Source organism: uncultured Finegoldia sp. (assembly GCF_947252345.1).
Lineage (GTDB): Bacteria > Bacillota > Clostridia > Tissierellales > Peptoniphilaceae > Finegoldia.
This window is the reverse complement of the sequence record NZ_CAMXVC010000002.1, coordinates 64,531-89,676: the sequence shown is the minus strand read 5'-3', so window position 1 is coordinate 89,676 and position 25,146 is coordinate 64,531. Positions and strand designations below refer to the sequence as shown.

At 33.1% G+C, this 25,146-nt stretch carries 24 protein-coding genes; 3 read left to right on the top strand and 21 right to left on the bottom strand.

Annotated elements, in window-relative coordinates; translation table 11 throughout:
• Window positions 1-85: 85 nt before the first annotated feature.
• On the bottom strand, window positions 86-796 hold the full coding sequence (locus tag Q0X02_RS01100; RefSeq protein ID WP_297810270.1) for a hypothetical protein: 711 nt from the start codon (window positions 794-796) through the stop codon (window positions 86-88).
• A gap of 204 nt (window positions 797-1,000) precedes the next feature.
• A complete protein-coding gene (locus Q0X02_RS01095; protein ID WP_297810267.1) occupies window positions 1,001-1,813 on the bottom strand; it encodes a J domain-containing protein in 813 nt (270 codons plus the stop codon).
• Window positions 1,814-1,893: 80 nt separating this feature from the next.
• On the opposite strand from Q0X02_RS01095, the gene Q0X02_RS01090 reads away from it, so the two are divergent.
• Both Q0X02_RS01090 and Q0X02_RS01085 read left to right on the top strand, forming a co-directional pair.
• Entirely contained in the window at window positions 1,894-2,802 is a 909-nt protein-coding gene (locus tag Q0X02_RS01090; RefSeq protein ID WP_297810264.1) for an AAA family ATPase, read from the top strand.
• A complete protein-coding gene (locus Q0X02_RS01085) occupies window positions 2,802-4,487 on the top strand; it encodes a hypothetical protein (RefSeq protein WP_297810261.1) in 1,686 nt (561 codons plus the stop codon). The genes Q0X02_RS01090 and Q0X02_RS01085 overlap by 1 nt, the downstream gene beginning before the upstream one ends.
• A 38-nt stretch (window positions 4,488-4,525) precedes the next feature.
• On the opposite strand, the gene nrdG is transcribed toward Q0X02_RS01085, so the two are convergent.
• From nrdG to ftsE, 7 genes are all read right to left on the bottom strand, one after another.
• Window positions 4,526-5,026 carry an anaerobic ribonucleoside-triphosphate reductase activating protein gene (nrdG, locus tag Q0X02_RS01080; protein WP_297810258.1) on the bottom strand — a complete coding sequence of 167 codons (501 nt, stop codon included), beginning with the start codon at window positions 5,024-5,026 and terminating at the stop codon, window positions 4,526-4,528.
• Window positions 5,026-7,149, bottom strand: coding sequence for an anaerobic ribonucleoside-triphosphate reductase (nrdD, locus tag Q0X02_RS01075; protein WP_297810256.1), 2,124 nt, complete (start codon window positions 7,147-7,149; stop codon window positions 5,026-5,028). The genes nrdG and nrdD overlap by 1 nt, the downstream gene beginning before the upstream one ends.
• Window positions 7,150-7,384: 235 nt before the next feature.
• The gene (locus tag Q0X02_RS01070) at window positions 7,385-8,344 is read right to left on the bottom strand and encodes a polysaccharide deacetylase family protein (RefSeq protein WP_297810254.1); all 960 of its coding nucleotides are present in this window, start codon (window positions 8,342-8,344) and stop codon (window positions 7,385-7,387) included.
• An 8-nt stretch (window positions 8,345-8,352) separates the two neighbouring features.
• Entirely contained in the window at window positions 8,353-9,528 is a 1,176-nt protein-coding gene (locus tag Q0X02_RS01065) for a S41 family peptidase (protein ID WP_297810251.1), read from the bottom strand.
• A 122-nt stretch (window positions 9,529-9,650) separates the two neighbouring features.
• The gene (locus Q0X02_RS01060; protein WP_297810248.1) at window positions 9,651-10,874 is read right to left on the bottom strand and encodes a murein hydrolase activator EnvC; all 1,224 of its coding nucleotides are present in this window, start codon (window positions 10,872-10,874) and stop codon (window positions 9,651-9,653) included.
• Between the two features lie 10 nt (window positions 10,875-10,884).
• Window positions 10,885-11,778, bottom strand: coding sequence for a permease-like cell division protein FtsX (gene ftsX, locus Q0X02_RS01055; protein ID WP_297810243.1), 894 nt, complete (start codon window positions 11,776-11,778; stop codon window positions 10,885-10,887).
• Window positions 11,765-12,448, bottom strand: coding sequence for a cell division ATP-binding protein FtsE (gene ftsE / locus Q0X02_RS01050; protein WP_297810240.1), 684 nt, complete (start codon window positions 12,446-12,448; stop codon window positions 11,765-11,767). Before ftsE ends, ftsX begins: the two co-directional genes overlap by 14 nt.
• A 98-nt stretch (window positions 12,449-12,546) precedes the next feature.
• On the opposite strand from ftsE, the gene Q0X02_RS01045 reads away from it, so the two are divergent.
• Complete coding sequence (locus Q0X02_RS01045; protein WP_297810237.1) at window positions 12,547-13,080, top strand: 5-formyltetrahydrofolate cyclo-ligase; 534 nt, start codon at window positions 12,547-12,549, stop codon at window positions 13,078-13,080.
• An 84-nt stretch (window positions 13,081-13,164) separates the two neighbouring features.
• On the opposite strand, the gene Q0X02_RS01040 is transcribed toward Q0X02_RS01045, so the two are convergent.
• The 12 genes from Q0X02_RS01040 to abc-f form a co-directional block, all read right to left on the bottom strand.
• Window positions 13,165-14,250 carry a phage tail protein gene (locus tag Q0X02_RS01040; protein ID WP_297810234.1) on the bottom strand — a complete coding sequence of 362 codons (1,086 nt, stop codon included), beginning with the start codon at window positions 14,248-14,250 and terminating at the stop codon, window positions 13,165-13,167.
• Between the two features lie 74 nt (window positions 14,251-14,324).
• A complete protein-coding gene (locus Q0X02_RS01035) occupies window positions 14,325-14,666 on the bottom strand; it encodes a type II toxin-antitoxin system PemK/MazF family toxin (protein ID WP_002835111.1) in 342 nt (113 codons plus the stop codon).
• 109 nt (window positions 14,667-14,775) lie between these two features.
• Window positions 14,776-15,951, bottom strand: coding sequence for an alanine racemase (gene alr, locus Q0X02_RS01030; RefSeq protein ID WP_297810231.1), 1,176 nt, complete (start codon window positions 15,949-15,951; stop codon window positions 14,776-14,778).
• Complete coding sequence (locus tag Q0X02_RS01025; RefSeq protein ID WP_297810228.1) at window positions 15,951-16,790, bottom strand: NAD(P)H-hydrate dehydratase; 840 nt, start codon at window positions 16,788-16,790, stop codon at window positions 15,951-15,953. Before Q0X02_RS01025 ends, alr begins: the two co-directional genes overlap by 1 nt.
• A 1-nt stretch (window position 16,791) precedes the next feature.
• Window positions 16,792-17,145, bottom strand: a complete 354-nt coding sequence (gene acpS, locus Q0X02_RS01020; RefSeq protein WP_297810225.1) for a holo-ACP synthase — start codon at window positions 17,143-17,145, stop codon at window positions 16,792-16,794.
• Entirely contained in the window at window positions 17,135-18,502 is a 1,368-nt protein-coding gene (locus tag Q0X02_RS01015) for a GTP pyrophosphokinase family protein (RefSeq protein ID WP_297810222.1), read from the bottom strand. The genes acpS and Q0X02_RS01015 overlap by 11 nt, the downstream gene beginning before the upstream one ends.
• A gap of 92 nt (window positions 18,503-18,594) precedes the next feature.
• Window positions 18,595-18,846: a DUF3343 domain-containing protein gene (locus Q0X02_RS01010; RefSeq protein WP_297810219.1), complete on the bottom strand. Its 252-nt coding sequence runs from the start codon at window positions 18,844-18,846 to the stop codon at window positions 18,595-18,597.
• A 1-nt stretch (window position 18,847) separates the two neighbouring features.
• Window positions 18,848-20,131, bottom strand: coding sequence for a double-cubane-cluster-containing anaerobic reductase (locus tag Q0X02_RS01005; protein WP_297810216.1), 1,284 nt, complete (start codon window positions 20,129-20,131; stop codon window positions 18,848-18,850).
• Window positions 20,132-20,141: 10 nt separating this feature from the next.
• Window positions 20,142-20,936 (bottom strand): 2-hydroxyacyl-CoA dehydratase family protein, encoded by a 795-nt coding sequence (locus Q0X02_RS01000; protein WP_297810213.1) that lies wholly within the window; start codon window positions 20,934-20,936, stop codon window positions 20,142-20,144.
• On the bottom strand, window positions 20,936-21,691 hold the full coding sequence (locus tag Q0X02_RS00995) for an acyl-CoA dehydratase activase (RefSeq protein WP_297810210.1): 756 nt from the start codon (window positions 21,689-21,691) through the stop codon (window positions 20,936-20,938). Before Q0X02_RS00995 ends, Q0X02_RS01000 begins: the two co-directional genes overlap by 1 nt.
• Window positions 21,692-21,896: 205 nt before the next feature.
• On the bottom strand, window positions 21,897-23,204 hold the full coding sequence (locus Q0X02_RS00990; protein WP_297810208.1) for an NCS2 family permease: 1,308 nt from the start codon (window positions 23,202-23,204) through the stop codon (window positions 21,897-21,899).
• An 11-nt stretch (window positions 23,205-23,215) separates the two neighbouring features.
• The gene (abc-f, locus tag Q0X02_RS00985; protein WP_297810205.1) at window positions 23,216-25,129 is read right to left on the bottom strand and encodes a ribosomal protection-like ABC-F family protein; all 1,914 of its coding nucleotides are present in this window, start codon (window positions 25,127-25,129) and stop codon (window positions 23,216-23,218) included.
• Window positions 25,130-25,146 lie beyond the last annotated feature (17 nt).

Here is a 25,146-nt window from a genome sequence, read left to right as displayed (position 1 = left end):
ATGTGTATAAGAGACAGGAATTTTACATTTTTAAAAAGTATTTGAACGAAAAAATGCTGCACATAATGTGCAGCACCTAAATATTTTATTTCATTGAATTTACAATTTGTTTCATATTTTCAACAGTTGTTCTTCCTGTCAACGTATATCTAATTCCATCTGCTACAAAAATAGCTATCTTCTTAGATACAAAATCTTGTGGTTGATTACCGTCAATTTTTTCCTCAATTAAATTAACTTTATATCCTTGTTCCGAAACAAATTGCTCTACGAAACCATACATTCCCAAATAATCAGTAGTCCATACATTGTTAAGCTGAGTTTCACTTAAAATTATATCCGCTTGTATTGATATTGGAGATTTGTACAAGTTTCCTTCATCATAACTATAAAATCCATCTTCTTCATTGTAAGAGTAGTTTGAAGTGTCTCCAAGAATATAATTATCACACTTTATTATCGCATAATCTTTATTATCAGTTTCAATATCTGAAATCATATACTTATCGTCTTTTGAAAGTTCACTATTTAAAAGGGAAACTCCCAATTGTTCTTGAATTTGTTTGTAATTCAGTCTAGAAATAGATTGTTGTTTAATATTTTTGTCTCTATTTTTTATTTGTTTAGTAATCTTCATAGAATCTAATTCTGGTAATTCTAATTCATTAACCTTAGATTGTTCATTAACTAATTTAACCGCATAAACTGTTGAACTGAAGACAATTGCAAAAATAACCATACATAAAACAATAAATATTTTTTTTGTTGATTTTTCCCTACCATTATTATTTTTCATTTTAATTTCCTTTCATTTTCTTATTAACATCGTTAATCAAAATAGCAATGTTAAATATTTCGTTTTTTTTGACTTCATTATTGTATATATTGTTTGTGTTGTATTGAGTTTAATTTATTATATTTCTAATTATTTGTCAAGACTTTTTATGATTTTTCAAGATTTTCTAATAAAAAAACTGGGAGATTTTCTCCCAGCGGTAAACTATTTTTTGTTTTTGATTCTGTTGTATCTTTCTATGTTTTGTTCATTTGACAAAAAGTCGTATGCGTTGTTAACTTCTTGGAACTTCGCAGTTGCATCTGCTGCCTTATTTATATCAGGGTGATATTTCTTGGCAAGCTTTCTGTAATTCAATTTTATCTCGTACTTGTCAGCGTTGTATCCAACTCCCAATGTGTCGCAATGTTTTTCGTAAGTTCTCACGAAATCGTCCACTGGATTTTGGTATTGGTTTTGATACCCGTATCCTTGTTGACCGTAACCTTGGTTATATCCTCTGTATTGACCTTGTTGTTGGTAATATCCAAAATCATCGAAGCCGAATCCGCCTTGGCTAAACCATTCGTTAAATCTCCTTGTCCATTCTTCTTGTTCACGTCTTTGTCGTTCTTCACGTGCTTTTCTTTCTTCTTCTTGTTTGTTGAAAATGTATTTTTTCTTGTAATCAGAATAAGAAGTGTATTTTGTTCGGGAATTATTGAGATAATAATCTCCGTATCCGAGCAAAAACTCTACCATAGAATATTTTACATATTTTAGATAATTTACAAATCCCTTACCTAAAATCGGAAATATCGTTATGAAAATAATCGCAAATGTGAGCCATTTGTATCTGAAAAATATATAGGGAAAGAACAATATGAATATGCAACCGAAGGATAGTATACTTCCCAATACATACCTGAATCCCTCTGTTAAATTTACCAATGTTTCTATAAATGCTATCAAAAATCCGAAAAATCCATCCAAAAATTTCGCAAATCCTTTTACGAAACCTCCCCAAGCCTTCTTCATTTATTCACCTACTTCCAATTTCTTTTAATTTATTATATCATACTAATGTCACAAATTAGATAATTAATGAAAGAGGTAATATGAATAATTTACTTGAATCACAAAATATAAATAAAAATTTAATAAAAGAGCTAGAAAAATTTTTGAAGGATAATGATGTAGAAGACAAATTCAAATCCAGAATTCCGAAACCACGATTTAACTATTACGGCAAAGAAGTTTTGGAGATGGCTATAACAAGCATTTTGGAAGCGAACAATTTGTTATTAGTTGGTCCCAAAGCTACCGGCAAAAATATATTGTGCGATAATTTGGCGTATATTTTCCAAAGACCTCAATGGAATATTTCTTTCAATGTAAATACTGATTCCGAAAGTTTGATTGGGATGGATACTTTGAAAAAGGATGAAGTTATTTTCAGGGCAGGTCCAGTGTTGGAATCTTCATTAAATGGTGGGTTCTGTGTTTTTGATGAGATTAATATGGCAAAAAACGACTCCGTTGCTATTATGCACTCCGTCTTGGATTATCGTCGAATTATAGATATACCAGGTTTCGAAAAGGTAGATATCCACGATAAAACAAGATTCTTAGCTACCATGAATTACGGGTACGCTGGTACTCGTGAAATAAATGAGGCTTTGTTGTCCAGATTTTTCGTCATTGATATGCCAAAAACAGACGAAAAAACTATGAACAAAATACTTTTAGAAGAATTTTCATTGACAGACAGCTCTCAAAAAATGTTTGTGAGATTTTTTATGGATTTACAAGAAAAAAGTTTGAACTCTGAAATTTCCGGAAGATGTATCGACTTGCGTGGTTTGTTGTCTTCTATCCACGCCATGAAAAGAGGTTTGGGCGTGAAATCCAGCTTAAAACTTGGAATCGTGAACAAAACATTCGATGAATTTGAAAAAACAATCGTGCAAGATATTATCGACACAATATTCAAGGACGATTTGAAACCAGAAGAGATATTCGAATAATGGAAGATTCAAGGTTTAAAAATCTATTTTGGTTGTTGAGCGAAGATTACAATATCAACCCCAATTTGGATTTTATTTTCAAAGATAATATCTACTCTGAGATTTTCCAGACTGCTCTTTTCGGATTTGCTCACAGATTCTACGATATGGGTTCCGTAATGAAATTAATCGATAACGTGTCCAATAAAACGGATATCTTCACAATTTTGATGATAATCTTAGACAACAATTTAAAGGATAAAATGTTGGAGGAAAGAAATGGACTTGAGGATTTTAATAGACTACAAAATTTATACTATTCCGACAAATACTACAAATCAAATCCTCAAAACATTTCTGAAGAACTCGAAAAATATCACTACACCAATAATCCATGGACGACGAGCAAATCCATCAGGGAAATTTTGATTTTAACTAAGACTAAATGTGAAAATAGCTTGTCACTTGTAAATTTAATGATTGAAATTATCAACAAATATTTTTATTCCTATAAGATTGAGTCAAATGAGGGAAATTTTGAAAAGATAAAAAAAGAAGTCAAACCAGTTATTAAAAAAACAAATCCGAAAATAATAATAGATAGTGTCAATACTTCTCAATTGGAAAAATACACCATTGGTTCCCAAGAGTTTACTGAAGATTTGTACAAATTGTTGAAAGATGAAGACATTAATGAAATCTACACATCTCAAAAAACAGTTAGAACAAAGGATGTGCAAAAAAATATAGAGAGGTTGTACGGAAAAAGCATTGTTGATAAATTGATTTTAAATTATCTGAAAGCAAAACTTTCAACAGACATTCACAAAGACGTGAATTTTCACATTGTCAGTGCAAATTCTACTAGAATTGAAAACTACAGAACAAATCTTTTATTTGAATCTTACAATGAGAATATCAAACATTTTGAAAAAAATATTTTAATCTACAACCGTCAAATAAATGTTCTAAGCGAAATGTTAAAACTAGCACTTAATAAAAACGAGGAGGACGATGTCAGAAAATCGACATTTGGAACTATCGACATCAAAAGAGCGTGGCGAAAAGTAAAGTTAAATGACAATAGGATTTTCAACAAAATTTATAAAAACGAAAACAGTCCAATGTCTGTGGATTTGTTGTTGGATATGTCTGCAAGTCAAAGTGATAAAAAGGAAATCATAGCAGCAGAAGCTTACGTAATCGCCAAAGCATTGAGCGATTTATCGATAAAAGTTCGAGTGTTGGGATTTCAAAATATGTATGATTATTTGATTATAACTAAATTCAAGGACTATGATGAACAAAATTGCAAAAGTATTTTCTATTACTATCCCGAAGGCTCAAATAGAGATGGACTAGCACTCAAATTTATGAGAAATATTATGACGGAGCAGATGGAGTCCAAGCTTTTGATAATGTTGTCTGACGGAAAACCCAACAACATCGTAAATCTAAATTTCGTCGGAAAAGCGAGATTTAAAGCAGAAGATTACGTCGGAGAATTGGCAGTAAGAGACAGTGCAAAGGAAGTTTTCCTAACTAGGATGCAAAAAATAAAATTGCTCGGCGTGTTCACTGGTTCAAATGACGATTTGACTTTTGAAAAAGAAATCTTCGCCAATGACTTCTGCTACATTAAATCTCCTGAAATGTTCAGCAAAACAGTCGGCTCATTCATAAAAAATACAATAGCAAATATGTAACAAAAAACCGTTAGAACCAGCTGATTCTAACGGCTTTTTTATAATTTATTTTCATCTACTAATATTATTTTTTCTATTGTCGTCTTATTCAAATCTATCAATCTTTGATTTGAAGAACCTCGAAACTTCAACCTTAAATCTTTTAATTCGTCGATAAATCTTCCATCTACAAGTACATCGCACAATTTTAGCAATTTTCTGCTGTTTTCCTTTTGATATAAAGTTTCATAAGTGTATCCCGAAAAAATCCATATGCTTTTTTTCGTATTAGCTCTGATTTTACTGACAATTTCTATCAAATCGTCGCACGATTCAAATGGTTCACCGCCTAGAATAGTAAGCCCGTCAATTTCTTCTTGTTGCAAATAATTTATAATCTGATTAGTCTGTGAATCGGTCCATTTTTCTCCGAAATTTGGATTTTGATACTCTCTGTTGAAACAATTTTTGCAATTCAGGCTGCATCCTGTAACAAAAAACGTGCACCTGATTCCCGGTCCATTTGCCACATCGTACTGTCTAATTTGTGCGTAGTTCATTAGATATGCAATACCCTATCATTAATTTCTTTTGTTCTTCCCTCGTTCCAGAAATTTTCTCCAAGATATCCACAAGTTCTTCGTACGACATTCATCGTTGCGTGGTCTTTGTTGCCACATTGTGGGCATTCCCACTCACCATCTTTGTTTATAGTTATTTCGCCATCAAATCCGCAATTTTGACAATAATCGCTCTTGGTATTGAACTCTGCGTATTGAATGTTGTCGTAGATGTATTTCACGATAGTTTCCAAAGCTTTTAAGTTCTTGCTCATATTCGGAATTTCTACATAAGAGATGCAACCACCCGAAGATTTCTCTTGGAATTTGGATTCAAACGAAAATTTTTCAAATGCTGTGATATTTTCTCTTACATCGACGTGGAAGGAATTTGTGTAATATCCCTTATCCGTTACATTTTCTATTATTCCAAATCTCTCTCTGTCAATGCTGTTAAATCTGTGAGTAAGACTTTCTGCAGGAGTTCCGTACAATGCAAATCCTAGATTGGTTTCCTTCTTCCATTGTTTAACTTTTTCATTCATTATGTCCATAATTTTCATGGCAAATTCTTTGCCTTTTGGTGAAGTGTGGCTTTCACCAATAGTCAACAAAGTCGCCTCGTAAATTCCAATGTATCCCAATGTTACTGTCGCGTATCCTCCGACTAATAATTTTTTAATTGGAGTGTGTGGTTTTAACCTAGAAATCGCTCCGTGTTGCCAGTGAATTGGCGAGGAATCGCTCGTCACATCTTTCAATAAATCGTAACGCAACACTCCTGCACGCTTGCACATTTCTAATCTTTTATCTAATATTTCAAAAAACTTGTCCTCATCACCATCAGCCAAAATACCTATCTGTGGCAAATTGATTGTCACAACTCCGATATTAAATCTTCCTTCAAATTGATATCTGCCGTGCTCGTCTTTCCATGGTGACAAGAATGCCCTGCATCCCATTGGACTGAACACATTTCCTTCGTAGTTTTCTCTCATTTTCTTGGCAGAAATATAATCCGGATACATTCTCTTAGCAGTGCAACGAATTGCCAATGAAGTCAAATAATAAAACTCGCTATCTTTGTGAATGTTGTTCTCATCAAGAACATAAATTAATTTAGGAAATGCCGGTGTAACATAAACGCCAGCTTCATTTTTTATTCCCTGGATTCTTTGCTTCAATATTTCTTCGATAATTTTGGCTGTCTCTTCCTTGTATTCATCGTGTTCTTCAATGAACATAAACAACGTAACAAATGGAGCTTGTCCGTTAGACGTCATAAGAGTGTTAATTTGATATTGAATTGTTTGGATGCCAGATTCCAAGTCTTTTTGTGTCATTTTGTCTGCCATCTTTTCAGCCATATCTATGTCGCCAATTGTTTCAATACACAAATTTAAATTCTTCTCATAAGATTTTCTTAGATATTTTGACAAACATCTGATATCAATACTTTGTCCACCATATTGGTTGCTAGCTATTTGCGCTATGATTTGTGTCATAACATTGCACGCAACTTGGAAAGATTTCGGGGATTCGATTAATTTGCCATTTACCACTGTCCCCTTGTCAAGCATATCTTTCATATTTACAAGACAACAATTGAACATTGGTTGGATTATGTAATCCATATCGTGAAGATGAATTGCCCCTTCATCGTGAGCTTGCAGCAAATCTTGTGGTATTAATTTTCTTCTTGCGATATCCTTGCTTACCTCGCCAGCGATTAAATCCCTTTGAGTTGATGCGATAACAGCATTCTTGTTGGAATTTTCTTCAATTAAATCCCTGTTGCTTTCTTGAAGCAAACCGATAATGCTTTCATCAGTTGTATTTGTCTCTCTCTTATATTTTTGCACGGCTTTGTAATTTTCGTAAGCTCTTGCTGTCGCGGGATTGTTATACTGAATTAATTTATAATAAACTTGGTCTTCAATGTCTGTAATACTCAAAACCTTCCCGATTGTTTTTGCGTATCCTTCTATTTCATTGGCAATTTTTTCAGCCAAATTTTCCTCGAAAATCCCAGTACTGCTATTCATCGCTTTTTCTATTGCAACGACGATTTTTTGTGAATCAAATTCTACTTCACGTCCATCTCTTTTTTTTACCGTCAGCATTTCAATCCCTCTTTTCTTTCCTTTTTTTATTAAAATTTTAAAAATTTTTTGTAATTTTTGCCTCCGTTACATTATAACAAATACTACAGATAGTATCAATATATGGGTTTTTGATTTTTATTCATACTATATATAGTAATTAAGTTTTAAATCACTAAAAAAGCACCTTATCAAAAAGGTGCTTTGAATAATAATTTAATTGTGGCAATTTAAGCTAATATTTATAATTTTAAAATTATTTTAAAATTCCAAATTTATATCCTTTATCTTTAAAATTCTTAATAATTGATGGAAGCGAGTCCACAGTTAATTGTTTGCCCGGTGCGTCGTGGCACAAAACAACAACAATATCTTGCTCTGCTTGATAAGTCAAAGAAGTATTTGCAAATTCTACCATACCCTCAACTGTAGTTGGTCTTACTCTTTTTGGTTCAGCATCTCCAACCAAACTGTTCCAGTCAATCCAATGTATTCCCATTTTCTCCAAGGCTTCATCTGCTGGTTTGAGTTGCTTCCAGCTCATATGTCCTCCCGGATATCTCCATACGCTAGATTTAAAATCAGGACCCAATACATCTTGTAATGCTTTTTGTGCCATTTCTGCTTCTTTTTTAATTCTGTCAACATTTGCAACTCTTCCCGGATACAACTTCGAATAATCGTGTTCGTAAGAGTGAAGAGCAATTGCGTGTCCTTCATTTAATTGACGTTCAAGAATATCTTTTGTGTCTTGTGAAATGTGCTTTCCTATTTCAAAAAATGTTGCCGGAACATTTTCTTTTTTCAAAATATCCAATATTTGTGGAGTGATACTGTGATTAGGACCATCATCAAACGTCAAGAAACAAATCTTTTTGTTGTCTGTGTTTTTGACGTATCCATCAGATTTTGTCGGTCTAATAAACTGACTTATTTTCTTTGCATCATAAGCATACGAATCTGCTTTTAAAAGATGATTAGAGCCTTTCATAAGTTTATTTGGGTCTTTTTTTTCTTCGATTTTTTTCGCTGAATCCTTTTTCTTAGATTTTTCCACAGAATTTTCTGTAGCAACCGGATTTAATTTTTCTTCGCCATTGACTGCTTTTACAATAATAAAAGCTCCAACAATCAACACCAAACCCAACAAAAAAATTGAATTGATGAGTTTTTTTCTTCTTTTGCGTCTTCTTCTCGCTTCTCTATCTTCTCTCATAATTTCACCTATTTCTTATTTAAAATTTCGATTGCTTTTTGAAGTTGATTGTCCTCGTTCATAAATTCAACTCCAAGTCCCTTTGCTTTATCATTTAATTTAACTTCAACATTAGGTTTTATACCCTGTTTGTGAATTTTATTTCCCTTTGGAGAGAAATACTCGCTAATTGTTAGCTTCAATCCTTCTCCTTTTTCCATAGGAATAATAGTCTGAACAATTCCCTTGCCAAAAGTTTTTTCACCAACTACCGTAGCCTTCTTGTAATCCTTCAAAGCTCCCGTCAAAATTTCCGAAGCAGATGCACTAGAACCATTGACAAGAACTACCATAGGAAGATTTTGTTGTGAAGCATCGCTTTTTTCAACTTCTTCGTGCTTGTTTTTATCCACAGTCTTGACTATGATTCCCTGTGGAAGAAGATAATCAGCTATTTTTACGGTAGAATCTAATAGCCCTCCCGGATTGTTACGCAAATCCAAAATAATTGATTTAACATTTTGTTTTTTCAATTTTTCGTAATGCTCGATAAATTCTTTGTCAGTTTTCCTGTCAAACTGTGTAATGTTTATATATCCAATATCTCCTATTTTTTTTGAATCTACAGTTGTCAAACTAATCATTCTGCGTGTAATTTTCACGTCAAAAATCTTGTGAGTTTTATTTTCCATTCTGGCAATGGTCAACACGACGTCAGTGTTTGGTTTTCCTTTCATCACTTTAACGGCATCGTTCATCTGAGATGCGTTGTAATCTTTGCCGTTAATTTTCAAAATAACGTCATCTTTTTTCAGCCCCTTCTCAAAAGCTGGGCTGCCTTTTATAGCGCTCACAACTGTAATTGCACCCGCTTCTGATGGGGTGACAACTATTCCAACTCCTGCGTATTCTCCTTCAGTTTGCTGATTCAAACTTTCCATTTCTTCCTTAGTCAAAAATTCGGAATAAGGGTCTCCCAAGGCTTTTACATAACCTTCTACAGCTCCTTCTTGTTGCTTAGTTTTGTCTATATTAAATAGATAATATTTGTCAATCAAGTTTTCAATCTCATTTATTTTTGCAAGTGGTATTCCATTTTCATTGCTGATGGCAGTTCTCTTTCCCGTAGCATTTCCCACGGAAAAACTAAGATAAACCACTAAACAAAGTCCCAATCCAATAAAAACTTTTTTTAATGCTCTCATAAATCACCTCTAACTATAATATAGTATAACAGATTAACGATTTTTTGTATTAAAAATCAGTTACAATTTGTCTAAGATTTTTCAAATAAAAAAACTAAGTTATCTCTAACTTAGTTTCTTGATTATCTCAAATAGTTTAGTGGGTCAGTGTGTTGACCGTTAAATCTAACTTCAAAATGAAGATGTGAACCCGTTGAATAACCAGTTGAGCCCATATACGCAATTAGCTGTCCTCTCTTTACTCTCTGACCAACACTGCAATTATATCCACTCAAATGTCCGTAATATGTCATTGCTCCATTATCGTGTTGGATTTTAACGAGATTTCCATATCCACCTCTCCATCCAACGTGTACTACAACTCCACTTTCAGCAGATACAATTTGTGTTCCCATCGGTGCTGCGATGTCTAGTCCTGTGTGGAAGCCAGCTCCATGACCAAATGGGTCGCTTCTCCAACCATAAAAAGATGTCATTCTGTGACTTGATGGAACAGGCCATTGTAAATACGCACCATCGTTGTTTATCACTGGAGCAGAAATATTTGTGTTGATAGCACTTCCTTTTGAAAGCATTTGACGTCTTCTTCGTTCAGCCTCAGCTCTTTGTGCTGCAAGTAATTTTGCCTGTAGAATTGCTTTTTTTTCTTTATCTATTTTGCCATCTATACTTTCCAATTCTTTTATAGTTTCGGAAATTTCAGATTCAGTCATAGTTACATCTTTTGAAATATCATCGATAAGTTTTTGTTGTTGAACTACTGTATCATTTAGTGAGGCTAGTTTCAAATCCAAATTTTTCTTCACTACTTCCATTGTTTGCATTTTCGATTTTAACTCGTCTTTTTTGTAGTCCAATGATATTTTTTCGTGCTTCAAATCATTTAGCAAATTCTTGTCAAATCTAGCGATGTAATTTATCAAACTCACATTGTTCAACAAATCGTTTAGTGTTTCCGAACCAAAAAGCACATCAACTTTTGCTCCGTCTTTTGAAATGTACATTCCTCTCAATCGCTTTTGAAACTCTTTTGTCTTTTGATTGATGCTCGATTTGTATTTTTCGATTTCTTTTTTTGTTTCTTCAATCGACTTGTAAATTTTCTCCAATTCTTTTTGCTGAATGGCAAGTTCTGATTGGGTTTGATTGATTTTTAAATTAATATTTTTTAATTTCTCAAGCTCAGCATCTTTTTTGTTTTTTAATTTATTCAAATCGGACTTTGATTCTTTCAAATCAGATGTCTTCGCTTTTTTTTGATTATTTAAATCCGATAATTTGTCCGCGTACACTGCGTTTGTCATAAGCATCATACACAACGCCAATGCGACAATTTTTTTCTTCATATTTCCTTCCTTATATTTTAAGATATCTTTTGCTACTTAGTACAGAGCCAAACGCTCCGATACCTATTCCAAGACTGATAAAAATCTTCAACAAATCCCATCTAATCATCACAGGTGCAACTAAATATGTTGATATCAATCCATATACGGTTTTATTATACCTTAAATATCCATATCTATACAAGTAATAGCACAACAAGAATGCAACTACTGCTCCAATCACTCCGAAAAATATTCCTTCGACAACAAGTGGTGCAGATATTACCAAATTTGACGCTCCTATATTTTTTTTGATTGCAATTTCTTTTCTTCTAGCGTAAACTGTCAACCTTATGGTGTTTGATATGTTAATTATGGATATCAAAACCAATATTCCAACAATTATAGAACCTGCAAATTTTACAATTCGTGACACATTAGAAATCTTGGATATCAAGTCTTTGTAGAAACTGACTTTTTCTACGCCTGGAATTTTTTTGAAATCCCTGACATATCTTTCAGCGTCGTTGACATTTTTGAGCGTAACTTCAAAAGATGCTGGAAATGCTGATTCCATTCCCTCAACCAATGTTTTGTCGTCCAAAGATTTTGAAAAGTTTTCCATAGCTTGCTTGCTGGATACAAACTTAACATCCTTAACGCCACTTTGTCCCTTTATAATCTTCTCGATGTGATTTATCTTTTCATCCTGAACTCCGTTTTCCAAGTACACATTGACGAGATTCACTTTTCCTTCAATGTCCTTAACCGCTTGACTCATTGTCAACATAGAGATTATGACAGAACCCAAAATCAAAAGTGCCAGAGAAATTGTAGTCGTGGATGCAAATCCCATTGAACGATTCTTCCAAATTCCGACAAAACCTTCCTTCAAGGTAGAAAAAATTATCCTAATTCTTCTCATACATTCCACCTTCTTCATCTCTAACTATAAGACCATTGTCCAATTGGATAACTCTTTTATGTAATTTATTCACAATATCTTTCTCGTGAGTAATCATAATAACAGTTGTTCCTCTCTCATTTATTCTCATCAGTGCATTTGCAATATCCATACTTGTAACAGGGTCTAGGTTACCTGTTGGCTCATCTGCAATCAGCAATTTAGGCCTATTAACCATTGAACGAGCGATACAAACTCTCTGCATTTCTCCTCCCGACAACTCATGTGGATACGCCGTCGTTTTGTCTTTTAAATTAACCAAGTCAAGAACAGTATCAATAGTTGATTTTATTTCCGAAGAGCTTTTACCTAATATTTGCATAACGTATTTTATATTTTGATAGACTGTCTTGTTTTCTAACAATTTAAAATCCTGAAACACCATTCCAACGCTTTGTCTAATTTTAGGAATTTTTCTAGCCTTTACTCTTGTTATATCTTCGCCATAAAGATAAATCTTACCTCTATCTGGATTAATTTCTTTAAGTATAAGTTTTGTGATTGTTGATTTGCCAGCACCACTTGGTCCAATCAAAAAAACAAATTCACCTTGTTCTATTTTAAAATTACAATCATTAAGTGCACACACTTTATTTTTATATGTCTTGTCAACATGAACAAATTCTAACATTTTCCACCTCGCAAACCTTATTATATCACAGTCTTTTAATTTTTTTAATCAAATCGATATTTATTTCTTTTTAGGGTATATATATTTTGGGTGATAATATGAATAAATCTGAAATAAGAAAACAAATGATAAAAAAAAGAGATGAAATTTCTGACAAACAGAAAGTAGACGATGAGTTTTTAAAAGAATTGGAAAACTTGGAAGAGTTCAAAAAAGCGCAAAACTTTTTTGTCTACGTCAGCTTTGGCTCTGAATTTAATACTCACAAGCTGATTGAAGATTTGTTGAAAAAAGAAAAAAACGTATACGTTCCCTATGTAAAATCCAAAGGACATATGATTGCAGTAAAAATCAAAAGCATGGATGATTTGGCTCCTGGAGCTTACGGAATTTTAGAGCCCAAAAATCCAGTTGAATCGGATGTCAAATTTGATTTTATGTTGGTTCCTGGTCTTTGCTTCGACAAAAACAAATACAGAATAGGTTACGGCGGAGGATTCTACGACAGATTTATCGACAGAATCGGCAAAGATTCCTACAAAGTTTCCATAGTCTACAATTTTCAATTAGTAGATGATTTAGAACCCGAAGAGTTTGACAGACCTGTTGATAAATTAATAATTCAAAAATAAATAAAAGAGTTAGGATAAATGAACTGACCTTTTTGTTAATTTTAAGTCTAACTTCTGGAGGTCAGTTCAAAATCCCGAACTCTTTTATTTAAAATTCAATGTGTCTACAAATTTTAATATTTCTATTAACTTAGTTCTTTTTTTGAACGTTTGCTCTATGTTTTTCTTCAAATGCTTGTACAAATCTTCGTTTTTGGCTTCGAACGATTTGATTTCCAGTATGATATTCATATATTTTTTGTCTTTGTATGTGTTTTTTAGTTTCTTTCGATAAATTTCCCACACTTTTTCAAATGTTTCGTCTTTGTCGTACTCTATCAGTTCTTCTACAAACAACAGGAAGTAATATGAATCGTGAATTGATGACAAGTTTTTAAATACATTTTTGTAATCTTTGTCGTTTAAGTATTTTTTTGTTTGCGATATGATTTCTTTTTCCATTTGAACAGAGTAATTGTCGTTGTCCAAGTTTTGTGAAATCATAATTACATAGTCGTTGATTAATTTAAACGTGCTTTCTTTTTCATCGACTCTTGAATATTTGTACAAAAACTCTCGCCATTTTGATGCGAAATCTGTCAAATAATTCATCAGTATATACGTTCTGACATCTATTGTGAACACGTAATTTGCCGTGAAGATGAAGAAATTTTTGAAGTATTCAAAGTATTCCAATAGTGCATCTGAAATCATACTTATGGATAATGTCGTGACTATTTCTTGGTTTTCTTCTGTTAATTCGATTTTGCCTTTTAATAGCGACGGACTATTTCCATATTGTATGAGTTTTTTGATTGCGTACGCGAATAGATACGAATATGATTGTTCTTCTTCGATTTTGTCGAACAAATCTTGTAACATATTGTAATTTCCGTCTTTGATAAGATAAAGGATTGTTTTTTTGTGAAGTTGAACTTCACTCATATCACTGTAATAACCCACAATTTGTGAGAATGAATTTTCCTGTTCACGTTCAACCAGGTCAATCAGTTCAATGTCGCAGTTTACATCATTTATGTATCTGTCGTTTATTATCGTTAGTTCTTGTTCGCTGTTTTCGTTTTTGAATGTGAATTTTTTATTTTTCCAGTCGTATATGCTAAGCCCGTCAGTTCCGGTTTTTTTGTAGATTAAAAAGTTATTTAATCTAAAAATATCATAATTTTCCATAGATTAAATTATATACAAAAAAAGCTATCAAATCAAATTTGATAACTTTCTTTTTAAAAAATATGTAGTTTAGGTTATATACCCACAGATATTTTTAAAGCTTCATCCAACTTTATTAGAACTCTATCATCAAAGCTACCTACTTTTTCACGAAGCCTTTTTTTGTCAATAGTTCTTATCTGTTCAGCCAGTATAACTGAATTTTTAGGTAAGCCATATTTGGATCGTTCTATTGCAACATGTGTTGGTAATTTTGCTTTATTTATTTGTGAAGTTATAGCTGCTATTACTACGGTTGGACTGTATTTATTTCCCACATCATTTTGAACAACAACGACAGGCCTTACACCACCCTGCTCAGATCCAACAACAGGGCTTAAGTCTGCGTAAAATATGTCTCCTCTTTTTACTTTCATAAACTCACCCTATAAATTCTTCGCTAATTTAAGAACTGTTTTTATTATATCCAAAAGAAACTAATAAATCAATATAAATTAATTATAATTCAACTGAAATTTAATTTGATTAATTTATTTTTCTTAAATAGTCACATACTTCGACGACTTTGCCGTTTCTGGTATAAATTCTAGGTATTCTCATAGTTACTCTGCACAAAAGCTCGTATACATTAGTGTTCGCAATTTCTGCCAAATCATACAGCGATATTTCTCCCATTTCATCTTTTCCGAACAACAACACTTTGTCGCCGACTTTTACATCTCTGATGAATGAAACGTCTATCATAATTTGGTCCATACATACTTTTCCCAAAATTTTAGCTTTTTTTCCGTTGATTATTACGTATGCTTTGTTGGATAATTCAAGAGGATAACCGTCTGCATATCCGATTGTCGCAGTGGCTACGACTGTTTCGGAATTGGTTGTGAAAGTTCTTCCGTAGCCGATGTCTGTTCCTTTTGGAACTGTTTTAACCATAGAAACTGTCGTGTAAAGCGTAGATATTTCCTGAAGATTCAATCTCGAATTTTCTCTGACATAATCGGAGGCATGATAGCCATAAAGTCCGATTCCGCATCTTATCATATCCAAAAAGTATCCGTGAATTATCGCTCCTGCATCATTTGCAATGTGTTTGATTGGGACAGTTATTCCTCTGTTTTCAACGTCAATCATAAATCCAATATATGTATTGTACTGTTCTTTTGTGTAAGAATAATCTTCACTATCCGCATCTGAAAAATGACTGTAAATTCCTTGCAAAATAATATAATCCATTTTGTAAATTTTGAAAATTTCTTCCAAGCACTCTTCTTTTTTTAATCTGACTTGAAATCCGAGTCTTGTCATTCCGGTATCTATCTTTACGTGAACTTTGCAAATTTTATTCATTTTTTTAGCTATGTTGTTAATCACTTCAGCGGATTCATAATCGTAAACTGTCAAATCTATGTTGTTTTTAATTGCTATTTCTATGTTTTCAGTCGCAATATAACCCAAAATCATAATTGGTTTGAAAATTCCACTGTTTCTGAGGTCCAACGCCTCGTTGATGTTTGAAACCGCAAAATAATCTATACCCAAATATTCCAGTTCCTTTGCTACGCATGCTGAACCTTGCCCGTAAGCATTGGCTTTTACAACGGCACACATTTTTACTAAATTGCTTATGCTTTTTATTTCTTTGTAGTTGTTTTTTAATTTATCTAAATCAACCTTCAAGTAACTTTGATATTTAAACATTATTTCTCCTTACAAAATCTAATCGCATCCGGTAAATATTTTACAATATCAGAGGCAATCAGACTGTCTTCTCCTAAATTCTGTTTCGCAAAATCTCCAGCGAGTCCATGAATATATACTCCCAATTTACAAGCTTCGAACAAATCTCTGTTGTGCATAAAACTCGTTATGACTCCGGATAGTACATCTCCACTTCCCGCAGTCGCCATTCCTGCATTTCCGGTGTTGTTGACATATATTTTATCTTTTTTTGCAACAACTGTGTGGTGACCTTTTAAAACGACAACGCATCGGTGTTTTTTTGAAAAATCCGCTGCGACCTTTTGTCTATTTTGATTGATGTATTCTACATCTAATCCCGATAACCTGCTAAATTCCAACGGATGAGGAGTTATTGCGACAGAATAATCTTCATATTCAAGTTCGTCAAAATTTTTTATCGAATTTAATCCATCTGCATCTATCAAAATTTTTTTCTTGAAAAATTTGATAGTGTGTTTAATCAAATCCCAATTCATTTCATCTTTGCCCATTCCGCAGCCAATGGCTATGCAGTTTTTAGCTTGGAGATAATTTGTGATTTGTGTAATTGAATTGACGCTAAGTTTTTTTCCATCACATTCCAACGGAAGAATAATATTCTCCACAGATTTTATCTGCATTATTTCAGAAATTATTTCAGGGACAATAGTGTACACAAGTCCACTTCCGCAACGAAGAGCTGCGCTACTTGCCAAGTAGACACTTCCACACATTCCATTTGAGCCTCCGATTATACAAACTCTTCCGTAATTTCCTTTATTTGAAATGGGATTTCTTTTTTTTATTACAAAATCCATCCTAATCCTCCAACATAATCACACACATCGCCACAGCATACTCACCATCATGAGAGATGGACGCATCAATATCAATAACTTTTGGAAATTTTGCCGTATTTAATTTTACAACTAATCCGTCATCGTGTACAGACTCAACATCAACAAAGCTCATCTTGCCAATTCCAGTCTTCAAGGCCTTGCTTACAGCTTCTTTCAGACAAAACATACCTGTAATGGTTTCGATGTTTTTGTTTTTTGATTCAATGTATGAAATTTCTTGTTCAGTGAAGACTTTTTTCAAAAATCTGTCGATGTTTTTTATGTTTCCAATTCGTGAAACTCTAAGAATATCCGTCCCACATCTAATTTTCATTGATTATCCCTTCAAATTTTTCCAAAAATCTGTTGTTAAGTTCAAGAAAATCTAATTTTTCAATGTCTTCAACACTTTCAACGTCTTTTACAAAATCTTTTACTATTTCTCCTATGATGTCAAAAGAATTTTGCGAAAAATTGTTTATATTATATGACTCAGAGAGATATTCGATGCTTTTTTTCAGAAGTTTATCTACCAAGATATCTTGGTATGTTTTGTTGATATTACAATTACTTATTTCATTTTCAATCACTTTTCGAATAGAATAAATTACATAATACACAAAATCCATAAATATTTCATAATCTTCTCGTTCATCAAGAGCGAACATAATTGACAAGCAAAAATTCCAATTAAAATCCTTGTTAAGTCTGCTGTCTAGCCCTTTCGCAAAAGCTGTATGAATGTAATCTCCATAATCTAAATTAGAAAAATCGTACTTTACTCCGAAATTAATCGGTTTGTTTGATATTGAATTGGCCTTGTTCAAAATCTCTATGAGTCTTTCCTCATACTGATTTTTCTCCAACATATCCATTACGGAAAACAAATAATCACTGACAACATTTGCGATATTTCTCATATCTATTACAAATCCCAAATTGTACTTTAATTTGAGCAAATATCCGTCGTGAATCATCTTAGTTATGATGCTTTTGAATTGTTGTCTTATGGCATCATCTTCGTTTGACTCAACTTTCATCATTTTTTTGTAGACACTGTTAAGCTGTTTGTCGATAATTGTAAGATTGTTTTTGATGGAATACATCACATCGCGAATCAAATCTTCTGTCATCACATAATTTGAATTTTTGTAGAGAATGGAATGGTCAACCTCTCCCCAAAAAACATTAACCATAGATTTGATTTGCACTTCAAAATTAATTTTAATTTTCTCGCTCTCAACGAAAATAGCATCAATTTTGTAAATTTCAAACCCATTTTTTTGCATTTGTGGCTGTGGCTGTTCCAAATTAAGCCTGATTCTCATATCGTATTTGGAGAAATAATACCCATCATCATCTCTGTAATAAAAAAGCCTCTTTAAATAATCGTAAAGGTCCTTCTCATTTTCGTTGAAACGACATTCTATTCTTACACCAACTAAATCTGGAAACAATGTCAATACTTCATCGACACTTTCGCATTTCATATAATAATTTTGTTTCAGTATTTTTTCTTTGATGCTGTCTTCTTTTTTTACTCTTGCATTAATGTTTATTACATCTTCATGCGTTTCGAAAATTTTTCTAAAAAAATCCTTAGATTCTTCTGCGACAAAATTTATGAATTTCGAGTGTTTGTTTATCAATACAACAGCATCGTTCATAAATTGGAAAATTCCAGCTCTCATTTTTTTAGCTCCTTTTATATTGCTAATTATATTTTATCATAAAATGATTACTTGAATTAAAAAAAGAGCACCCACGTGCTCTTTTGTTGATTTTATAAAAATTTCATTCTATTGGGATTAATATCTCTTTCAATTTCGTGAAATCCCTTGATTTCTATGTTGTTTTCTTTTATTATTTTTTCAATCTTGGGTTTATCTTCCAAATTATCATACAAGATAGAAATCCCGCAACACACATCCAACACTCGAGGCGTAGGAGCAATTGTAGCTTTTATAGAATTTTGTTTTATCAAATCGTATAATTTTTTTCCATTATCCACATCTTTGAACAAGATGTAATTCATTTTATTTTCCATTTTCAATCATTTCAACAAATGCTTCGATTCTTGTCTTCAATTGTTCACTGTCTTCATCAGTGTAATCAGTTTCTATTCCCAATACTGGAATGTTGTGGTCTTTCAATTCTTTTTCTACAATGTGACCTTCAGTGTCGTAAATATTGCAGAATTTCAAGTTTACATCTATTACGCCATCAACGTTGTATTCTTTTGCAAGTCTAATAATGTCATCAACTCTTTCAGTGTTAGGAGTGTAGCAAGCACAGTTGATTCCTTTCATATATCTGTCTGTCAAATGAGAAACCATTTCGTCAATTGTCTTTCCTGATTCATCTACTGTCAACTCAAAATATCTCGAACCTGTACACATTTCTTCACAAACAACAGCTGCTCCACTTGATTCAATAATGTGATGTAGTTTCCAGTTTGGAATTGACAACGGAGTACCAGTCAACATCAATCTCGTTGCGCCTTTTTTGTATACGCTAACATTTTGTTCTTTTCTCTTATCCAATTCGTCGCACAACGCATTGACTTGTTGTGCAAATCTCGCTGGGTCATCGTAGAAAGCTATTTGAGAAATCAACAAGCAATCTTTACCGCTGATTGGAACGTTGTCCAATTTACGAAATTCCCACAATCTTTGCATTGCACGTCTTTTTTTGTTAATGAGAACAATAGCGTCATGAAGAGATTCAGGAGTTAATTTGTTTCCTGTCAATTCTTCAATTCTATCTATGTATCTGTACACTTCATCTTTAAAAAATTCAACGTCTTTTTCCCTTTTCATTTGAGGCAAATCGAAAATATACATCGGAGCGTCTTTTGACATAATTTCCCACGCTTTTTTCTTGCCATCACAAGTTGTTTCACCGACAAATAAATCTGCAAGTCTAAAGAATGGACAAGTTCTCTCAAATCTTGCTCCCAACGAAGCTTTTATCAACGGGCAAGTCGCTGTTGGAAGATATTTTTCTCCACCTGGAACCCAAAATTGTGAACCAGAACATAAACCTGTATTGATAGCTCCACAACCGAAAACTATTTCATCTGGAACGTGTATACAAAATGTTCCTACGACTTTTCCACCGTTTTTTTGAAATTCCACTAATTCAGCCGGTCTAATCCCGTGAATTTCAGCAACTACCATATTGAAATAGTCCATTTTTTCTGGTCTATTTTCTTGTGATAAGTACACATCTCCAAATGCTACTGGTAAAACTTCGCACAAGAGGTCATGTTGATTGACATCCATTCCTAAGTCTTCCCACATTTTTCTGTAATCTGCCATAAAATACCCCCTAATAAGTAATTTGTTTATTTTCAATATCAAATTGGTTGCAATTATGAATTACATAATCCGGTTTCAAATCAAATTTTCTGTACTTTTCATCTATGTATTCGAAACCGTTTTTTGTGAATATGTCATGATATTCACCTTCACAAAAAAAACCCTCATTGATTAATTGACTAATTTTTTTGTATACTCCAGCTCCCGCTTGAATTTTGACAGTTGATTTTTCTCTGTAAGAATTATCTATGTGTTTTTTTATAAAATCTATCCTTGAATCAATATCAAAAATAAATTTTGAAAAATATTCAACCTCGTAAATCAATTTTTCATCAAGGTCGCACTCTCTCAGTCTTACAATAAGACTGGAAATCTCCCTTGATTTTTCGATTAGCCCGTTGAATTTTTCTGTGTTAAATTTTGTATTTGATTTCAATTCCAAATACTCAATCAAATCACAATAATCGCCGTATTTGTAGACAAAAACATCCTTGTCGCTCTTTTTCTTCAGTGTCTCATATCTCAATTTGCAGCTATCATCGACAATAAAAAATGATGACGAGTACATAAAAGGACACTTGCCAAGTTCAAGATAGGCAAAAGATGAGTTCAACATATCGCAGTAATTATTGTCACTGTAATCTTTTGTAACTTCTCCGTCAATTCCGTACGAATAAATAGCCGTAAATCCAAAACTTTCGACAATTTCCCACGGAACTCGACCCCACAATGAAACGACAGTGCTAGATGCACTCAGACTAAGAGCATCTATATACGCGTTCTTTCTTATATCCAAGTAATCCATTATTTTGCCAACACAGCCGCACCGATTGCACCGGCAAATCTTGCATTTTCATTTGTCTCGACCGTAGCGTTCAAAAGTTCTGACAAATGTTCAGTCATATAATTATTTCCGGAAAATCCTCCAGTTAAAAAATAATAATCTGTCGGAGGAAGTCTATGAACCAATGTTTTTACCTTGTTGATTATCGAATTAATAACACCACAAGCGATATCCTCTTTTGGCGTTCCTTTACCAATCAAAGAAATTATTTCTGTCTCAGCAAAAACTGTGCACATCGAAGAAATTTTTACGTCTTTTCCCTTCCTAGCGAGTTCAAACATCTCGTCCAATCCAACTCCGAGACGATTTGCCATTACCTCCAAAAATTTTCCAGTACCAGCGGAACATTTGTCGTTCATGATAAAATCTTCCACCATTCCGTTTTTGTAGCTGATAGCTTTTGTGTCTTGTCCACCGATATCGATAATATTCATATCGACATTTTTGAAAAAGCTCGCTCCTTTTGCATGACATGTTATTTCTGTAACAACTTTATCCGCAAATGGCACAGAAACTCTTCCATAACCTGTAGCGACAACTTTGCTATTATCTTCACTTACCCCTTGTGATTCAAGCCATTCTTTGATTGATTTGCTTGTTTCAACAGAACTCCAGCCTGTTGGCATAACTTTCTTAAAAAGAATTTCTTTTTTTGAATCATCTAAAACGACTACTTTTGAAGCAGTCGAACCGATATCAATTCCTACATAATACATTTTTATCACCAATTTAATTATAACATTAAAAAATTTTTTATATCATATTTATAAGATGTTTCAATAAATAACACCTTATTTATAGATTATTTTTATAAATAAAAAAATATCTGCTGCGATAAATCGGGATTTTAAAATTTAAAATAGTTTTGAGCAAAAAAATAGTAGCGCACTTTAAAAATGCACTACTAATGTAATTTAATATTTAGAACAATGGCCAAATAATTCTCAACACGAATACAACTGCCAAAACGTACATCAAAATTGAAATATCTTTTCTCTTTCCTGCCAATAACTTTAACAATACATAGCTTATCATTCCAAAAGAAATTCCTTCAGCGATTGAATAACAAAATGGCATTGAAATTATCGTTATAAAAGCTGGAATCGCTTCAGAATAATCGTAAAAATCAATTTCAATTATCGAACTCAACATAAATAATCCAACAATTACAAGTGCTGGTCCTGTCGCTTGTGCAGGAATCATCGCGAAAATTGGGAATAAGAATAAACTTAGCAAGAAGAAGAATGCAGTAGACAATGCTGTCAATCCGCTTCTTCCTCCTTCTGCAACACCAGATGCGGATTCAACAAATGTCGTTACTGTACTCGTTCCCAGTAACGCTCCAATTGTCGTTCCAATTGCATCGGACAACAATGCAGGAGAAGCTTCTTTTAATTTTCCATCTTTGTCCAGCATTCCCGCTTTTGAACTAACGCCGACAAGTGTTCCAACTGTGTCGAAAATATCCACAAATAAAAATGTAAATACAACTGTGAACATATCAAATGTAAATATTTTGTCGAATTGAATTTTGAAAGCTACCGGTGCGAGTGATGGTGGAAGTGTAATCGGTGAACCACCTTGATATTTGGAAACTCCCAAGACCAACGCCAATATTGTCGATGCCAAAATCCCATACATCAACGCTCCTTTGATTTGTCTTGCCAAAAGCAAAGCGATAATAAATAATCCTACAATAAATACAACGCTTTGTCTGTTCAAAAGATTTCCTAATTGCAATACTGTTCCTTCGCCTCTCATAATTATTCCTGAGTTTGTAAGTCCAACTAGCGCGATGAACAAACCGATTCCACAGCTAACCGCTTTTTTTAAATTAATCGGAATAGCATCAAAAATCATTTCTCTTACTTTAAACAATGAAAGAACCAAGAATATTACACCTTCTAAGAACACAGCTGTCAATGCAAATTGCCAAGTGTAGCCCAGCGTTTTTACAACTGTGAATGTAAAAAATGCGTTCAGTCCCATTCCTGGAGCCAATCCAAATGGTAGGTTAGCCAAAAAAGCCATACAAATCATAGCAATAATACTTGAAACAACGCTGGCTGTGAATACGCCACCTTTGTCCATTCCGGTTTGACTTAACATCTGTGGATTAACTGCTAAAATATAACTCATTGTCATAAACGTAGTAAATCCAGCCATTAATTCCGTCTTAACGTCTGTTTTTTTCTCAGAAAGACGAAATCTTTTCTCTAAAAAATTCAAGTTTTCCCTCCTTAATTTTTATCAAAATCTTCGTATTCCAATTGCTTTTGCTCCCAATCAGAATACAAAGAATTTTTGTCTTGGTTTAGTGTTTCCAGTTCTTCATTTAATTGAATAACTTTTTTTGAATCATCGTAGACGTCATTTTGGCAAAATATATTTTCAATTTCTTTAATTCTGTCGTCAATTTCATCGATTTTTGATTCTATTGTTTCTATTTCTTTCCTTAATTTTTTTAGATTATTGGTAATAGCTCTCTTTTTTTTCTTTTCTTTATTAAAAGCTGTCTTGTTTAAATTTTCTTCTTGTTCTTCCTTCTTTAGGTCATTGAGTTTTTCTTGGTAATAATCATAATTGCCAAGATACGTGGTTGTTTTATCTGATTCTAATACAATAATTTTATCACAAACTCGATTCAAAAAATATCTATCGTGACTAATTACAAAAACCGTTCCTTCGTAATTTATCAGCGAATCCTCAAGGCTTTCCTTGGAATCAATATCGAGATGGTTTGTTGGTTCATCCAATAAAAGGAAGTTTGAATTTGACAACATAAGTTTGAGCAGTGAAACTCTAGCTTTTTCCCCACCACTCAATTCTTCAATTAATTTGAAAATGTCATCTCCGACGAAATTCATAATCGCCAATGCACTTCGGATTTCGTAGTGTGTCATTTTGGGGTACTCGTCCCATATTTCATCTATAATCGTGTTTTTGTCGTTCAAGTACATTTGCTCTTGGTCAAAATATCCTATGTGGACATTTGAACCTAACTTGAATTTCCCAGAAGTTTGTTTTAATTTGTTTGTGATTATATTGAAAAGTGTTGTCTTGCCTACTCCATTTGCTCCTATCAAACCAACTCTTTCTTCTTTGTATATATTTATGTTGCAATTTTCAAAAATTAATCTATCGTCAATTTCTTTTTTGAGCTCTTCGACAATTAGAACGTCCTTTCCACTTGGTGATGATATTTTGAATTTTATGCCAAAAGTTCCGTCATCATAAGTCGGTTTATCCATCAATTTCATTTTATCCAAGAGTTTCTTTCTCGATTGACCTTGACGATTTTTCTTCGCATTATCAGTGTTAGTGTATTTCTCTACAATTTCCAGTTGCCTTTTGTATTCTCTTTGCTGATTTTCGTATGTTTTTTTCTGGATGTCCATGTAGATTTTGCGTTGTTTCATAAAGCCTGTATAATCAGTTTCATAAGTCTTGATTGTCGCTTTTTCCAAGTGGAAAATTCTGTTGACAATTCCATCCAAGAAATATCTGTCGTGGGAGATTATGACGCAGGCACCTTTGTAATTTTTAAGAAAATTTTCTAAAAATTCGATTGCATTTATGTCCAAATGGTTGGTTGGTTCATCTAGCAAAAGCAAGTCACACTTTTGAAGGAGAAGCTTGGCGAGCATTATACGAGATTTTTGTCCACCGCTGAAATTTGTAACATTTTTTTCAAAATCGTCTTCTGCAAATCCCAGCCCTTTTAACGTTCCGCGAATTTCAGAATCGTATAGATATCCTCCCATCGCTTCAAATTTTTCCATATCCCTGTGATATTTGTTCATTAATTCTTCCAACTCATCGGTGTCTTTCATCTGTTTTTCGTACTCACGGAGTTTATTTTCCAACCTCAAAACTTCAGAAAAAACGCTCAAACATTCTTCGTACAATGTGTTTTGTGAATTGAATGTATTGTGTTGTGTAAGATATCCGATTTTTATGTCGTTTTTGATGAACAAATCGCCGCCATCTTTTGACAATTCTCCTGTGAGAATATTGAACAATGTCGATTTGCCCGCACCATTTATTCCAATGATTCCAATTTTATCATTGTCGTTAATATTAAATGTAACTTTTTCTAAAATTCTTTTGTCGAGAAAAGATTTTTCCAAGTCTTTTGCACCTATTAGAATCATTTTTCACTTCCTAACTA